We start from the raw sequence: 15,817 nt of genomic DNA, 5'->3' as shown, positions 1-15,817 counted from the left end.
AAGTATTATTTTGTTTGTTTCTTGTTCGTTAGTTGTTTCCAAGCCTCCGGTAGGGCAGTTATGATGTCCGAAGCATTCATACTTATTTCTCCGATATTCTCTGCTGCAATGTCACCTGCCAGTCCGTGAAGATAAACTCCAAGCAGACATGCGTCCTTAGTGGCATATCCTTGTGCCAGTAGTGAAGTAAGAATACCGGTAAGTACGTCACCGCTTCCGCCTGTAGCCATACCTGGATTGCCTGTAGGATTGAAATGGCATTCTCCGTCCGGAGTTATAATCACAGTCCATGCTCCTTTCAGTACTATATATATCTGCATGTATGACGCAAGGTCTTTTGCTTTCTGTATTCTTTCATAACTGTTACTGCATCTTCCTACAAGTCTTTCCAGTTCCTTAACGTGAGGTGTAATTATAGATCCCTTCGGAACGCAGTTCAGCTGATTTCTGTATGTACTCAATGCGTTTATGGCATCTGCATCTATTACTGCAGGAATATAGCATTCCCTCAATTGGTTGATGATAGCCTGGGCAGTAAATTCTTCCTGTCCAAGTCCAGGACCTATTCCAAGTGCCTGATAGTTGTCAAGATCTGTAACTTCGGCAAAGTATCTGTCATCCATGTCGTCCTGGGTCATAGCCTCCGGTACGCATGTCTGAAGTAAATTATGATTGCACACTGGTGTGTGTAATGTAAGCAGTCCGACTCCGCTTCTTATGCAGCTTTTGGCTGCCAGTACAGCAGCTCCTCCCATTCCATATGAACCTGCTATAATTAGAGAGTGTCCGTAATTGCCTTTGTGAGAAAATTTCTTTCTTGGTTTTATAATTCCTGTAATTTCATTCTCCTCTGTTATGAAATTTTTGCTTTCTGCCTCTTTTTCGAATTCTTTGCTGATACCAATATCAAGCACTTCTATTTCTCCGACAAGGTCTTCGTTTTCTGCAAAAAGAAAAGATAGTTTAGGAAGATTGATTGTAAGTGTCAGATCGGCTTTTATGATATTCTGACGGATGTTTCTTGTATTGTCTTCACCCATCATTCCTGAAGGTATATCTATGGAGACAACCTTTGCTGCCGAAGCATTGATATATTGTACTACGGCTGCGAAACCACCACTTAATGGATTGTTTAGTCCTGTACCGAATAGTCCGTCTATTACAATATCGTCGGCAGTAAGTTTGGGAGGATCGAATTGTGTGCTGACTTCTGTGTAGTTTGTGAATCCGCATTCCTGCAGGCGCTTGATGTTGGTAAGGCAATCATCCGAAAGATTTCCTTTAATGTTGAACAGTATTACCTGGACCTGATAATTTTTCAGGTGAAGCATACGTGCCACTGCCACTGCATCACCTCCATTGTTCCCGGGACCTGCAAAAACTACTATTCTGTGTGATTTGTTCCATCTTCTGCATATCGCATCTGTAATCATGCTTGCAGCTTTTTCCATAAGATTGATGGATAATATTGAATCGTGCTCTATCGTATAAGCATCGGCTTCTTTTTGTTGTGCGCAACTTAAAATTTTCATTACTTCTTAAAATGGAATTTTGTTGGTAAAAGTAGTAAAAACATATGAACTTTTCGCTATTTAATCTTCAAAATATACTTAAATACTTAAAACGTAGTGTTGTCATTTGTCAGAAATTGCGTAAATTTGCCCGCAATTTAAACTTGCATAATTGTATGAGTACTATTCAGATAAAAGACAAGTCGTTTACTACATTTATTACAGAGGATAAGATATTGAAAGAAGTATCGCGTGTGGCCGATGAAATAAACCGTGATTTGGCAGGAACCAATCCATTGTTTCTCAGTGTACTGAATGGATCGTTTATGTTTACGGCCGATTTGATGAAGCGCATCAATATGCCATGCGAAATATCTTTCGTAAAGCTTGCTTCTTATCAGGGGACATCTTCAACAGGAAAAGTAAAGGAACTGGTCGGTCTGAATGAGGATATTACGGGTAGGACAGTTGTGATAGTGGAAGACATAATAGATACCGGTTTTACAATGGAACGTCTTGTAGAGACACTTCGTGCACGCAATCCTAAAGAAATACGTATCGCCACATTGCTTGTAAAGCCTGACAAACTCCAGGTTAAACTAGATATTGACTATGTTGCCATGAATATTCCAAACGATTTTATCGTGGGATATGGTCTGGATTACGACGGAAAAGGACGTAACTACCGTGACATATACACAGTGGTGAATGAATAGTGAACTAACTTAGAAAACTTATAAACTCAAAAACTAGAATAAAAATGTTGAACATCGTAATTTTTGGAGCACCGGGTTCAGGTAAAGGAACTCAGAGTGCACGTATAGTAGAAAAGTATGGTTTGAACCACATCTCAACAGGCGACGTTTTGCGTGCCGAAATCAAGAACGGTACTGAACTTGGTAAAACTGCAAAAGGTTATATTGACAATGGTCAGCTTATTCCTGACGCATTGATGATAGACATCCTTGCAAGCGTATTCGACAGCTTTAAGGACAGCAAAGGTGTAATCTTCGACGGTTTCCCACGTACTATCGCTCAGGCAGAAGCTCTTAAGGAAATGCTTAAGGTTCGTGGCCAGGAAGTTTCTATCATGCTAGACCTTGAAGTTCCGGAAGATGAACTTATGACTCGTCTTATCAAGCGTGGTCAGGAATCAGGACGTGCTGATGACAATGAAGAAACAATCAAGAAACGTCTTGTGGTTTATCACTCTCAGACAGCTCCACTTATCGATTGGTACAAGAACGATGGCAAATATCAGCACATCAACGGTCTTGGTACTATGGACAGTATCTTTGCTGACATCTGCTCTGCAATAGATAAACTTTAATTATATGGAAAGTTAAAGGAGTCAATTCACAGTCAGGCTCCTTTAACTTCTTAAATTCCCAACTTTTCTAACTTCCCAATCAAACTTTCTATAACTTCTTAAAGAAATTATGGCTGAATCGAATTTTGTTGATTATGTAAAAATCTACTGCCGCTCCGGTAAGGGAGGTCGTGGCTCGGTACACATGCGCCGTGAGAAATACATTCCAAACGGTGGTCCGGACGGGGGCGACGGTGGTAGAGGAGGTCATGTAATTCTGCGTGGTAACCGCAATTACTGGACGTTGCTTCACCTTAAGTATGAACGCCACGTGTTTGCCGAACATGGAGGAAATGGCTCGAAAAACAAGAGTTTCGGTAAGGACGGTGCAGATAAAGTGATAGAAGTGCCGTGCGGTACAGTGGTCTACAATGCTGAGACCGGAGAGTATGTATGCGACATAACAGACCACGGTCAGGAAGTAATCCTGCTTAAGGGTGGACGCGGAGGCTTGGGCAACTGGCACTTCCGTACCGCTACACGTCAGGCACCGCGATTTGCACAGCCTGGTGAACCTATGCAGGAAATGACAGTCATACTCGAACTTAAACTGTTGGCAGACGTAGGTCTTGTAGGTTTCCCTAATGCGGGTAAGTCTACTTTGCTTTCTACAGTTTCGGCTGCACGTCCTAAAATAGCCAACTATCCGTTTACTACACTTGAACCTAACCTGGGAATCGTGTCATATCGCGATGGAAAGTCATTCGTAATGGCAGACATTCCGGGTATTATAGAAGGAGCAAGTGAGGGTAAGGGACTCGGACTACGTTTCCTTCGTCACATAGAGCGCAATTCACTGTTGCTGTTTATGGTTCCGGGCGATACAGACGATATCCGCAAGGAATACGAGATCCTGCTCAACGAGCTGGCTACGTTTAATCCTGAGATGCTTGACAAGCAGCGTGTACTGGCTATTACCAAATGCGATATGCTTGACGATGAGCTTATCAGTATGCTTGAACCTACATTGCCTGAAGGTATTCCGCACATATTTATATCTTCCGTTGCAAATATGGGAATACAGCAGCTTAAGGACATTCTTTGGGCTGAACTCAATAAGGAAAGCAATCAGCTTGAGTCTGTGAGACGTGATGCCATTGTACACCGTTCGAAAGATGTTTCAAAACTTCAGCAGGAGCTTCAGGATATGGGTGAGGATGAAGACTTCGAATACGAATATGAGGAAGTGGACGAAGATGATTTCGAGTATGAATACGAAGAAGACGACTGGGATGAAGAACCGGAAAAATAATGAATAACTTATTTTCAAAAGATAATAGAATGTTGGTGTACGGTTTAAACAAATCGTATGCTGACATTTTTTGTTTCTCTACCACACGCCATGGCGGATACAGTTCAGGACAATATTCATCGTTCAACTGTAACCATTATTGTGGAGACTGTCCGGAAAATGTGGAAAGAAACAGGGAATTGCTGGCTGAGATAATGCCGTTCCGACCTAAGTTATTGGTTGTTCCGCATCAGATACATTCCACTGAAATCCGCATGATAAACGATGTATTCCTTCATGCTGATGAGGTCGTACGAAAGGATTTGCTTGAAGGTGTAGATGCTGTAATGACAAATATTCCAGGAGTATGTGTCTGTGTTTCCACAGCCGATTGTATTCCAGTGCTTTGCTATGATGTGCGTAATAAGGCAGTAGCTGCCATACATGCCGGTTGGCGCGGTACTGTGGCACGTATCGTAGAGAAAACTCTGAAACAGATGCGGTCTGCATACGGAACCAGGATGCAGGATGTAGTGGCTGTCATTGGCCCTGGAATTTCGCTACAGTCTTTCGAAGTAGGCGACGAGGTATACCAGACTTTCAAGGATGCAGGTTTTAATATGGATATTATTGCCCGCAGATATTCAAAATGGCATATTGATCTTTGGGAGGCTAACAGGCAGCAGCTTGTATCTGTCGGAGTAAACCCTGACAAAATCGAAGTTAGTGGAATATGTACATACACAGAATGTGAAGACTTTTTTTCTGCACGTCGATTGGGTATAAATTCTGGAAGAATAATCTCGGGGATAATGCTGAAGGGTTGATTAAGGCGGAATACACTTTCAGTATAACGTTTAACAGGTAAAATTAAACAGTATCTAAAGTAATTATGGAAAATAGAAAAATTAAAATATCAGTTTCCGATGATCTTAGGCAGGCTTGGCCCGAATTTCAGGGCGCTGCTGTATTTGCCAATGTAAAGAATTCAGGGTATAATGAAGAGTTATGGAAACGTATTGATGAGTTTACAGAGCTTTACCGTTCAAAGTATACTACCGATTCCATAAAGGATATGCCGTCAATACAGGCCACCCGTCAGGCATACAAGAAATGTGGAAAAGATCCCAGCCGATATAGGCCTTCGTCAGAGGCTTTGTGCCGCCGTATACTTCGTGGCATACCATTGTATCAGATAGATACATTGGTGGATCTTATCAATCTGGCATCCATAAACTGCGGACACTCCATCGGGGGATTCGATTTGGATAAAATTCATGGTGATGAACTCGTTCTGGGCATAGGTAAGGCAGGCGAGCCTTACGAAGGTATAGGTCGTGGTGAGTTAAATATAGAAGGAATGCCTGTTTATCGTGATTCTGTAGGAGGAGTTGGAACCCCTACTAGTGATAATGAGCGTACAAAAATAACAGCCGAAACGACACATCTGCTAACTATAATGAATGCCTATAGCGGCAGAGAGGGACTTGATGACGCTGTAGGATTTATGGTAGACCTCATGAAAGAATTTGCTGATGCTACTGATATTGAAATTATTTATTTTAGCTAATAATGAACATTTAATACTTTTTACTGGTTATATATTTTATAAATATTAGGTTATGGATATAGAAAAGATATTGACAGAAGGAATTGTTTTCAAAGGAGCCAAGTCACCTGGACCCAAAAAGGAAGAGAAGGTAAAGACTAAGGCAAAGAAGAAAACATATATCACCGGACTTCATAATTCCGGTGCAGCAAAGATGAAGGCAGAAATACGCCGACGCAGAGCAAACCGTCATAAAAACGGATAAACTGTTCTATTATTAAGGTTATGGTTAAATTTCTTTGGAAATAAGTGTTGGTTATAACATAAATTTCCGAAATTTGACCTTAAAATAAAAACTGAATGGTTTAACAACTAAAAAATGAGAGTTATGAAAAAAGTATTAATGACTTTATTCGTGATGTTTGCAGTGCTTACTGCATACGCACAGGAAATGTACATCGGTGGTGGAATCAGTTTGTGGAGAAATACTGATACAGAGAGAACATCATTCTCTATCAGTCCTGACTTCGGATACGAACTTAATGAAAGGTGGGCTGTTGGCGGACAGTTGATACTTGATGTTGCTGGAGGCGAAGGCCCTTCAACAACAGCTTTTGCAATCGCACCATATGCACGTTTCTCTTATTATGAAAACAATATGGTACGTTTGTTCCTCGATATGGGGTTTGGTGTTTCTGTAAATAAAGTTGCTCATAGAGATGCTGATGCAGGTTTTGAGCTTGGAGTAAAACCGGGTTTGGCTGTAAAGCTTAATGACAATTTCAGCTTTATAACTAAGGTTGGTTTCGCCGGATTCCGTCAGGATTATCGTGGCTATAGTTCAAACAATGGATTTGGAGCATTTGTTGATGGTGAAGCTATTTCTATTGGCATAGAATACGCATTCTAAACAATAATTCATACATAAAAAAATGACAGTTCGTTTTAATCGAAACGCTTTGTTGCTTTGATTAAAATGAACTGTCATTTTTTTTGTGATATTATTTTAAACAAAAAATATAACAGTTGGGAAGATTTATGAGTTATGTATATCTTCCTTTTTTGTATATAAAGATGTTTGTTTATCTATTTTGTCACAAAAAATGGGGATTTTATGCAAAAAAAATCTCTTTTAGTGTTTGATTGTAGAAAAATGTTCTTATATTTGCCAACGATAAAACTTTTAACAAACATTTCAATCTAAATGACTACACATTATAACAATATCACAACATCAGGAATGGGGCGTATGATCGTCACATCATGTGGTACTGGGATGACCCCTCGGGGTTGAGTATATATATAATGTGTTTCTACGTGATACACGCTTACGGACGTAAGCATTTTCTTCTTTTTTTATTCAAGTTTTAATCATTTATTTTTTTTGTACTGCCTGGAGGCGTACAATGAAACCTATTCAATAATCTCAAAGGTATGAAAGTATTGAAATTCGGCGGAACATCTGTAGGTTCTGTCAATAGCATGTTAAGTGTTAAAAAGATTGTCGAGGCTATAGATGATAAAGTCATAGTTGTTGTATCGGCATTGGGAGGTATAACCGACAAGCTGATAAAAACATCTCAAATGGCATCGGAAGGAGATTCGGCATACGAAAGGGAAATGAAGGAAATAGTGAACCGTCATATTGAAATGGTTTACACTGTTATTCCTGCTGGAAAAGACAGGGAAATCCTCCTTGACAGGGTGAACGAATTGTTGAGCGAACTGAAAGACATATTCCAGGGTATTTTCCTTATCAGAGATTTGTCTCCAAAGACTTCGGCTACCATTGTAAGCTATGGCGAACGTTTGTCATCCATAATAGTTGCCACTCTGATTGAAGGTGCCGTATGGTTTGATTCTCGTAAATTTATCAAGACAGAGAAAAAGCATAACAAACATATCCTTGATTCCGAACTTACAAACAGTCTGGTAAGGGAGGCTTTCGTGGAGCTTCCAAAAGTTTCGCTTGTTCCCGGATTTATTTCTACTGACAAGAATACCGGTGAAGTAACTAACTTGGGCCGTGGCGGTTCGGACTATACAGCTGCCATTATTGCCGCAGCGCTTGATGCCGATATTCTGGAAATATGGACAGACGTTGACGGATTTATGACTGCCGACCCACGTGTAATCAGTACTGCATATCCTATAAATGAACTGAGTTATGTCGAAGCTATGGAGCTTTGTAACTTTGGTGCAAAGGTTGTATATCCTCCTACAATATATCCTGTGTGTCATAAGAATATACCGGTACTTATTAAGAATACTTTCAATCCGCAAGCTCCTGGTACTATCATCAAACAGGACTCTGATCATTCATCAAAACCTATCAAGGGTATTTCGTCTATCAATGATACTTGTCTTATAACAATGACAGGTCTTGGTATGGTGGGCGTGATTGGTGTTAACCACCGTATATTCAAGACTTTGGCCGAAAACGGTATCAGTGTGTTCCTTGTGTCACAGGCATCGTCTGAAAACTCTACTTCAATTGGTGTACGAAATGAGGATGCTGCGTTGGCTTGCGAAGTGCTTAATGCCGAGTTTGCCAAGGAAATAGAAATGGGTGAGATTTCGCCTATGATGGCAGAAGGCAATCTGGCGACAGTTGCTATTGTCGGTGAGAACATGAAACATACTCCTGGTATCGCCGGTAAGCTGTTCGGTACTCTGGGACGTAACGGTATCAACGTGATAGCTTGTGCTCAGGGTGCTTCGGAAACCAATATATCTTTTGTTGTAGAGGCTGAGTCATTACGTAAGACGCTTAACGTAATCCATGATTCTTTTTTCTTGTCTGAGTACCAGGTACTGAATCTTTTCATATGCGGTATTGGTACGGTAGGAAACAGTCTGATTGAGCAGATTCACGGTCAGCAGGAAAAACTTATGAAGGAACGTGGTTTGCGTCTGAGAGTTGTAGGTATAGCAAACGGACATCAGGCATATTTCACACGTCGAGGTATAGACCTTGAGAATTACCGTAAGGAACTTGAGGAGAATGGTATTCCTTCATCACCGCAGGTGCTTCACGATGAGATTATAGGTATGAATATATTCAATTCGGTGTTTGTCGATTGTACTGCAAGCCCTGCCATAGCTGGTCTGTATAAGGATTTCCTTAGTCATAATATAGCTGTTGTGGCTGCCAATAAGATTGCGGCATCTTCTGAATATGAAATTTATGAAGAACTGAAGCAGATAGCCCGTCAGCGTGGTGTTAAATTCCTGTTTGAGACAAATGTGGGAGCAGGTCTTCCGGTAATCAATACCATAAATGACCTTATCAATAGCGGTGACAAGATTCTGAGAATCGAAGCTGTAGTGAGCGGTACATTGAATTTCATTTTCAATAAGTTGAGCAGTGACGTTCCTTTGAGCGAGACTATACGTCTGGCCAAGGAAGGCGGATATTCAGAACCTGATCCAAGAATAGACCTTAGCGGAAAAGATGTTATCAGAAAGCTGGTTATTCTTGCACGCGAGGCTGGATATAGACTCAATCAGGAAGATGTGGAGAAAAATCTTTTTATACCTGATGAGTTCTTCGAAGGCACTATTGATGATTTCTGGAAGAACATCAGCAAGCTGGATGCTGATTTCGAGGCTAAACGTAAAGAGCTTGAAGCAAACAACAAGAGATGGAGATTTGTTGCCAAACTTGAAAACGGAAAGGGTAGTGTTTCTCTTCAGGAAGTTGGCGCTAATCATCCTTTCTATAATCTTGAGGGAACAAACAATATTATACTTATTACTACTGAACGATATAATGAATATCCTATGCTCATTCAGGGATATGGTGCCGGAGCAAGTGTTACGGCAGCGGGTGTATTTGCCGACATCATGAGTATAGCGAATATATAAATACAACTGGACAATATGAAACACATAATAATTCTGGGTGATGGTATGGCGGACTGGTCCGTACCTGCCCTTGGGGATAAGACTTTATTGCAATACGCAAAGACTCCATATATGGATAAGCTTGCAGCTATGGGACGTACCGGTATGCTGAAGACAGTAGCCGACGGTTTTCATCCCGGCAGCGAGGTTGCAAACATGTCGGTAATGGGATATGACTTGCCTACGGTGTATGAGGGACGCGGAGTGCTTGAAGCTGCAAGCATCGGTGTTGACCTTGAGCCGGGAGATATGGCTATGCGTTGCAATATTATATGTGTGGAAGGAGAAACTCTTAAAAATCATTCGGCAGGACATATCACGACGGAAGAGGCTGACGAACTTATTAAATTCCTTGAAGAACGACTTGGTACTGACAGGATACATTTCTATACAGGTGTTCAGTACCGTCATCTTCTGGTAATAAAAGGCGGTAACAAGCATCTTCATTGCGTTCCGCCTCATGACATTCCTATGCAGCCGTTCCGCCCTAATATGATTAAGGCTGAATGTCCGGAGGCTCAGGAAACAGCAGATTTGCTGAATGCACTTATTCTTAAATCTCAGGAACTGCTGGCATCTCATCCGGTTAATCTGAAACGTATAGCTGAAGGCAAGGATCCTGCCAACAGTATCTGGCCATGGAGTCCTGGCTACAGACCTAAGATGGAACCATTGTCACAGAAATATCCTCAGATAAAGAAAGGTTCTGTGATAACCGCTGTAGATCTTATTCGTGGTATCGGACGTTATGCCGGATTGAGATGTATAGATGTGGAAGGTGCTACAGGACTTTATAATACTAATTATGAAGGAAAGGCAGCTGCTGCAATCGAGGCCTTGAAGACGGATGATTTTGTTTATCTGCATATTGAGGCAAGCGATGAAGCCGGACATGAAGGAGATGTGAATTTAAAACTTCAGACTATAGAAAATCTGGATAAACGTGCGGTAGGTCCGATATATGAGGCTGTAAAGGACTGGGATGAGCCTGTCGCTATTGCCGTACTTCCTGACCATCCTACACCATGCGAGCATCGCACTCATACCAATGAGCCTGTTCCTTTCCTGATCTATTATCCGGGCATTGAGCCTGACAGCGTACAGACATACGATGAGATTTCCTGCAAATCCGGAGTGTATGGTACAATGGAAAGGGACGAGTTTATGAATGAATTTATGAATAATGATAAATGAAAAACAAGTTAGTGTTATGAAATATTACAGTACAAACAAACAGGCTTCGGACGCATCGCTGGAAGAAGCAGTGGTAAAAGGTCTGGCATCGGACAAAGGTCTGTACATGCCTTACGAGATAAAGCCTTTGCCAAAATCATTCTTTGACGAGATAGAAAACCTTTCGTTTCAGGAAATAGCCTACCGTGTGGCTGACGCTTTCTTCGGTGAGGATGTTCCTGCAGAGACTTTGAAACACATTGTTTATGATACATTGAACTTTGATGTTCCTGCCGTAAAGGTTAAAGACAATATTTATTCACTGGAACTTTTCCATGGTCCTACTTTGGCATTCAAGGATGTTGGCGGACGTTTCATGGCACGACTTTTGGGATATTTCATCCGTAAGGAAGGCAAGAAGGAGGTAAACGTGCTTGTAGCTACATCAGGTGATACAGGTAGTGCTGTGGCAAATGGTTTCCTAGGAGTAGAAGGTATCCATGTTTATGTACTGTATCCTAAAGGTAAAGTGAGCGAAATTCAGGAAAAACAGTTCACTACCCTCGGAAAGAATATTACTGCAATCGAGGTGGACGGTACATTCGATGACTGTCAGGCTTTGGTGAAGAATGCATTTATGGACAAGGAACTTAATGCTCACATGCAGCTCACTTCTGCCAACTCTATCAATGTGGCACGCTTCCTTCCTCAGTCATTCTATTATTTCTATGCATACGCACAGATGAAGAAACAGGGACTGGCTGACAATCTTGTTGTTTGTGTTCCAAGCGGTAATTTCGGAAACATCACAGCCGGACTGTTCGGAAAGAAGATGGGATTGCCTATCAAACGTTTCATTGCAGCCAATAACCGTAACGACATCTTCTATCAATATCTGAAGACAGGAGAATATAATCCACGTCCTTCCATAGCTACTATCGCAAATGCGATGGATGTTGGCGATCCAAGTAACTTTGCACGTATTCTTGACCTATACGGTGGAAGTCATGATGCGATAGCTGCAGAAATCTCTGGCGAAACTTATACTGACGAACAGATAAGTGAGACTGTGCAGAAGGTTTATGAGGAAACAGGCTATCTGCTCGACCCTCATGGAGCATGCGGATATCGTGCATTGGCAGAAGACTTGCAGCCGGGTGAAACAGGTGTATTCCTGGAAACTGCCCATCCTGCAAAATTTCTTCAAACTGTGCAGAACATTATTGGTGCAGAAGTGAAGATTCCTGAGAAACTTCAGGAGTTTATGCGCGGAAAGAAACTCAGCGTGCCTATGAGCAAGGATTTCGCTTCTTTCAAGGAGTATTTGATGAAACAATGATTCATAACTTATAAATAATTCTGTAAGGTTGTTTAAGATTTTTTCTTAGGCAACCTTTTTTAATATCGTTTAAACAGTGTTTAAATACTATTTAAACACTGTTTAAAATTTATGGTTATTGGTTTTCAACTGTCTTGTATCCTTTCCGCATTCTGGTCTTAACCTTTCTGTGGAAATTCATAGCTTTGTGTACCGGATGACGGAATGTCTCTTCGCGGTCGCGCCACAGACGGTAGCTCATTATTATAATCAGGAAAATTGTGCCCTGTATACATACCCATCCGAAAAGTTCCTTAAGGCTGGTCAGTGTAGTCTGTGTCTTTATCAGATTATAGAGGGTATTCATCGGAATGCTTTCTGACCATGCGCGTACCTGGTCCATGTTTCGGCTTATTGTGGCTATATTGTCTTGCTCAAGATATCTCATTGCTCTATTCAGGAGTGCTGTCCCTAGTGGGGTAGCTATACTTGTTCTTATGAAACTGAGTACGCATAGTGCCTGGAAGAAGTGCTTGAACGGAACACTGACAGCTATAAATATGGTCAATGAGATGTAAAGCATTCCATATCCTATACCACGGATGAAATTAGGGAAGTATAGACTTTCTATTTGAGCGATACGGAATTAAGTGTATCGTATTTCAGAATAGAACTCATGAAGAGTGTTTGTAATACGGTAGACGTAGTAAGATATATACAGAGCACCAGGAACAACAACAGTATGATAGGGAACTTGGAATATGTAAACACCTCCGGCTCTATGTATGGACGCTTCAGAGTCTGCATGCGGTTGAAGTTCATCAGCAGACATATTACTGCAATCACGGCACATGCACGAATTTCAGAGCTGTCGAACCAGTCATAGTATTCACCGTATATACATATAAATACCACTGAGAATAGAAATACTACCCATAGTGCAGCTCCAAGCCAGTCGATGTTATACAGTGTTGCAGCTCATAGCGTGTAATGTCGCTTTTCAGTGCTGTTCCCTGCTTATATGCTGCCTGCATATCCTTTACCAGGAGTTTGGTCTGGCTGATATTGTTTTCATAAACGTATTTCTGATTGCTGAGTTTTGATATTTCCAGATAATGTTTGATTTTGCAATCAGTTTTTTCAATCTTCTGCCGATATTGAGCTATAAAGTGGATTTTCTGTTGAAAACAATGTCTATACCTAATGACCATAGGCTATATCCCGTATTATGCTATATGAGGGAACACGCTTTCAGGAATCTGAAGATTGAGCATGTGGCGGCTGAATTCAATATTTCTGTTAGGAATTTGAGCCGTTTGCTTCATGATTCAGGTATCAGATTTAATTCGTTTATTAACAGGCATAGGGTAAACAGGGCGATAGAATTGTTTTCGGATGGCGGAAAAACAATGCAGCAGATTGCATACGAGACAGGATTCAGTACACCTAATAATTTCAACCGTGTGTTCAGACAGATTACCGGAACTTCGCCAAACCTGTATGAGAAAGGAGTGGCGGACAATAAAAAATCAGCCATAGAGCAATAAATACTTTATGGCTGACTGTGAATGTATATCTGAAAATTATCCGTGTATCGTCTTGGAGTTTGTATTATAGGCCTAATTTTTTTGTGACGAATCCTTTTACAAATTCTACTGTACCGTCTATACCAAGTACGGAAGAATCGACGCAGAGATGATAGGTTGCTGCAGCACCCCATGTCTTGTAGCTGTAGTAGTTATAATATGAAGAACGCTTCTTGTCTGCTTTTTCCATAAGCTCTTCTGCTTCTTCGGCAGATATTTCCAAAGTTGCCATAAGGCGTTCTATTCGTGCTTCTGGAGATGATGATATAAAGACATTTGCACATCGTGGATGGTCGCGCAGAATGTAGTCGGCACAACGTCCTACGAAAAGACATGACTGCTTTTCTGCCAGGTCTCTTATCACATCACTTTGAATCTTGAACAGAGAATCATTGCTGAGGTATGAATTATATGGATAAGCCCCTTCAGTAAGGAAAGGAAATCTTGAGCCGAATAATCCTCCAAGTATGGTCTTGGATGCTTTCTCGTCTGCCTGTTCGAAGAATTCGCGACACAGTCCGCTCTCTTTTGATGCCAGATTTATCAGTTCCTTGTCGTAGAAAGCTATATTTAGTTCTTTTGCCAGTTTTTCGCCTATTTCCCTTCCGCCGCTACCTAGCTGACGTCCGAGGTTTATTACAAAATTATCTTTCATGGTTGTAAGATTTTAAATTTGTCGCACTCTTTCCACAAATATAATTCTTATGAATCAAAATTCAAAATGTATTTACGTTAACTTAAGCACTGTGCTTCCTGAATTTGTTGAACTGCCTGTAAAGCATTATTGCAGCCAGTACACTTGCTGCAAGGTCGGATATCGGCATGCTTATCCACACTCCGTGCGAGCCGAAGAACAGAGGCAGTATGAACAGACATGGTATAAGTATCAGAACCTGACGGCTCAATGACAGAATGATAGCCTTGCGTGCCATACCGATACTCTGGAAGAAATTGGATGTAACCATCTGGAAACCTATGATAGGGAAGAACATAACCACTATTCTTAATCCGTTTGCAGAAAGGTTTATCAGAGTCTCGTCTGTAGTGAAGGCTGATACGGCAAGTTTTGGAATGAATTCGCCTACAATAAATCCGGAAGTTGTTATTATGGTGGCTGCAATGACGGTCAGTTTCATGACGTGGTTTACACGGTGGTACTGTTGTGCGCCGAAGTTATATCCGGCTATAGGTTGCATTCCCTGATTGAGGCCCATGACAATCATTACGAACAGGAAGACTATTCTGTTCACTATTCCGAATGCTCCTATGGCAAGGTCGCCGTCATATAGTTTCAGTCCTTTGTTGATAAGGATGACAATGAAACATGATGCAAGATTCATAAGGAACGGAGCCATGCCTATTCCTATTATATTGGATACCAGATTGCCATGAAGGCGGTAGATACCTCTTTTGAAATGCAGCAGTTCATTCTTGTTGCTGAATATCTTTATAAGCCATATCAATGAGATAATCTGAGCCAGTATTGTTGCTATTGCGGCTCCTTTTATACCCATGTTGAAACCATAAATGAACAGAGGGTCCAGTATGGTGTTGATGATAACGGTCAGTATGGTTGCCAGCATAGCTTTTTGCGGATGACCTGCCGAGCGGAGAACTGAGTTCAGTCCGAGATAAAGATGTGTGATGGCATTTCCCAGGAGGATTATCACCATATAATCGCGTGCGTATGGAATAGTGGCTTCACTTGCTCCGAAGAAATACAATATAGGGTCGAGGAATATCAGTGTGATTATCGTAAACAATATACCCATGATTACGTTAAGCGAAACAACGTTTCCCAGAATGTGTTGTGCAGATGAGTAATCTTTCTGTCCCAATTTGACGGAGACTAGTGTTGAGGCACCTACACCAACTAATGAGCCGAATGCTGCAGCAAGGTTCATCAGTGGAAATGTTATGGCAAGACCGGAGATGGCCATCGGACCTACACCGTGGCCGATGAAGATACTGTCCACCATGTTGTAGAGTGATGATGCAGTCATTGCAATAATTGCCGGTACGGCATATTGCATAAGAAGTTTACCGATAGGTTCGGTTCCTAGTTCAGTAGCAGTTACTTTTTGTGACATATATTTTCGAAATTTCTTTACCGGGTGCAAAGTTAGGATTTTTTATCCTATCCTGTGACAAGGTTTGTCAATAGAATTGTGCAG

The 15,817-nt window shown here is 41.3% G+C and carries 16 protein-coding genes; 11 read left to right on the top strand and 5 right to left on the bottom strand.

The window, feature by feature from the left end:
- Nucleotides 1–5 precede the first annotated feature (5 nt).
- Entirely contained in the window at nucleotides 6–1,532 is a 1,527-nt protein-coding gene (locus I6E24_RS03495; protein ID WP_235326262.1) for an NAD(P)H-hydrate dehydratase, read from the bottom strand.
- A 155-nt stretch (nucleotides 1,533–1,687) separates the two neighbouring features.
- On the opposite strand from I6E24_RS03495, the gene hpt reads away from it, so the two are divergent.
- The 10 genes from hpt (at nucleotide 1,688) to thrC (ending at nucleotide 12,078) form a co-directional block, all read left to right on the top strand.
- Complete coding sequence (gene hpt, locus I6E24_RS03490) at nucleotides 1,688–2,227, top strand: hypoxanthine phosphoribosyltransferase (RefSeq protein ID WP_235326260.1); 540 nt, start codon at nucleotides 1,688–1,690, stop codon at nucleotides 2,225–2,227.
- Between the two features lie 44 nt (nucleotides 2,228–2,271).
- Nucleotides 2,272–2,841 (top strand): adenylate kinase, encoded by a 570-nt coding sequence (locus I6E24_RS03485; protein ID WP_235326258.1) that lies wholly within the window; start codon nucleotides 2,272–2,274, stop codon nucleotides 2,839–2,841.
- A gap of 109 nt (nucleotides 2,842–2,950) precedes the next feature.
- Nucleotides 2,951–4,132 (top strand): GTPase ObgE, encoded by a 1,182-nt coding sequence (obgE, locus tag I6E24_RS03480; protein WP_235326256.1) that lies wholly within the window; start codon nucleotides 2,951–2,953, stop codon nucleotides 4,130–4,132.
- Complete coding sequence (pgeF, locus tag I6E24_RS03475) at nucleotides 4,132–4,938, top strand: peptidoglycan editing factor PgeF (protein ID WP_235326254.1); 807 nt, start codon at nucleotides 4,132–4,134, stop codon at nucleotides 4,936–4,938. The genes obgE and pgeF overlap by 1 nt, the downstream gene beginning before the upstream one ends.
- Nucleotides 4,939–5,018: 80 nt before the next feature.
- Nucleotides 5,019–5,681, top strand: coding sequence for a B3/B4 domain-containing protein (locus tag I6E24_RS03470; protein ID WP_235326298.1), 663 nt, complete (start codon nucleotides 5,019–5,021; stop codon nucleotides 5,679–5,681).
- 52 nt (nucleotides 5,682–5,733) lie between these two features.
- A complete protein-coding gene (locus tag I6E24_RS03465; RefSeq protein ID WP_235326252.1) occupies nucleotides 5,734–5,925 on the top strand; it encodes a hypothetical protein in 192 nt (63 codons plus the stop codon).
- Nucleotides 5,926–6,048: 123 nt separating this feature from the next.
- Nucleotides 6,049–6,570 (top strand): porin family protein, encoded by a 522-nt coding sequence (locus I6E24_RS03460; RefSeq protein ID WP_235326250.1) that lies wholly within the window; start codon nucleotides 6,049–6,051, stop codon nucleotides 6,568–6,570.
- Nucleotides 6,571–7,094: 524 nt separating this feature from the next.
- Nucleotides 7,095–9,527, top strand: a complete 2,433-nt coding sequence (gene thrA / locus I6E24_RS03455; protein WP_235326248.1) for a bifunctional aspartate kinase/homoserine dehydrogenase I — start codon at nucleotides 7,095–7,097, stop codon at nucleotides 9,525–9,527.
- Between the two features lie 15 nt (nucleotides 9,528–9,542).
- On the top strand, nucleotides 9,543–10,760 hold the full coding sequence (locus tag I6E24_RS03450) for a cofactor-independent phosphoglycerate mutase (protein WP_235326246.1): 1,218 nt from the start codon (nucleotides 9,543–9,545) through the stop codon (nucleotides 10,758–10,760).
- 16 nt (nucleotides 10,761–10,776) lie between these two features.
- Nucleotides 10,777–12,078 (top strand): threonine synthase, encoded by a 1,302-nt coding sequence (gene thrC / locus I6E24_RS03445; RefSeq protein WP_235326244.1) that lies wholly within the window; start codon nucleotides 10,777–10,779, stop codon nucleotides 12,076–12,078.
- A gap of 115 nt (nucleotides 12,079–12,193) precedes the next feature.
- Here thrC and I6E24_RS03440 read toward each other — a convergent pair whose 3' ends face one another.
- Both I6E24_RS03440 and I6E24_RS03435 read right to left on the bottom strand, forming a co-directional pair.
- Nucleotides 12,194–12,640: a hypothetical protein gene (locus tag I6E24_RS03440; protein ID WP_235326242.1), complete on the bottom strand. Its 447-nt coding sequence runs from the start codon at nucleotides 12,638–12,640 to the stop codon at nucleotides 12,194–12,196.
- A gap of 44 nt (nucleotides 12,641–12,684) precedes the next feature.
- On the bottom strand, nucleotides 12,685–12,972 hold the full coding sequence (locus I6E24_RS03435) for a hypothetical protein (RefSeq protein WP_235326240.1): 288 nt from the start codon (nucleotides 12,970–12,972) through the stop codon (nucleotides 12,685–12,687).
- A 200-nt stretch (nucleotides 12,973–13,172) separates the two neighbouring features.
- Here I6E24_RS03435 and I6E24_RS03430 point away from each other — a divergent pair, with 200 nt between their 5' ends.
- Nucleotides 13,173–13,604 (top strand): helix-turn-helix transcriptional regulator, encoded by a 432-nt coding sequence (locus I6E24_RS03430; protein WP_235326238.1) that lies wholly within the window; start codon nucleotides 13,173–13,175, stop codon nucleotides 13,602–13,604.
- A 64-nt stretch (nucleotides 13,605–13,668) separates the two neighbouring features.
- Here I6E24_RS03430 and I6E24_RS03425 read toward each other — a convergent pair whose 3' ends face one another.
- Both I6E24_RS03425 and I6E24_RS03420 read right to left on the bottom strand, forming a co-directional pair.
- Nucleotides 13,669–14,298: a cytidylate kinase-like family protein gene (locus I6E24_RS03425; RefSeq protein WP_235326236.1), complete on the bottom strand. Its 630-nt coding sequence runs from the start codon at nucleotides 14,296–14,298 to the stop codon at nucleotides 13,669–13,671.
- Nucleotides 14,299–14,380: 82 nt separating this feature from the next.
- Nucleotides 14,381–15,733 (bottom strand): MATE family efflux transporter, encoded by a 1,353-nt coding sequence (locus tag I6E24_RS03420; protein WP_235326234.1) that lies wholly within the window; start codon nucleotides 15,731–15,733, stop codon nucleotides 14,381–14,383.
- Between the last annotated feature and the right edge of the window lie 84 nt (nucleotides 15,734–15,817).

Source organism: Bacteroides caecigallinarum, from assembly GCF_021530995.1.
GTDB lineage: Bacteria > Bacteroidota > Bacteroidia > Bacteroidales > Bacteroidaceae > Phocaeicola > Phocaeicola faecigallinarum.
The sequence above is the reverse complement of the archived record's forward strand: the minus strand, read 5'-3'. Positions and strand labels throughout refer to the sequence as shown.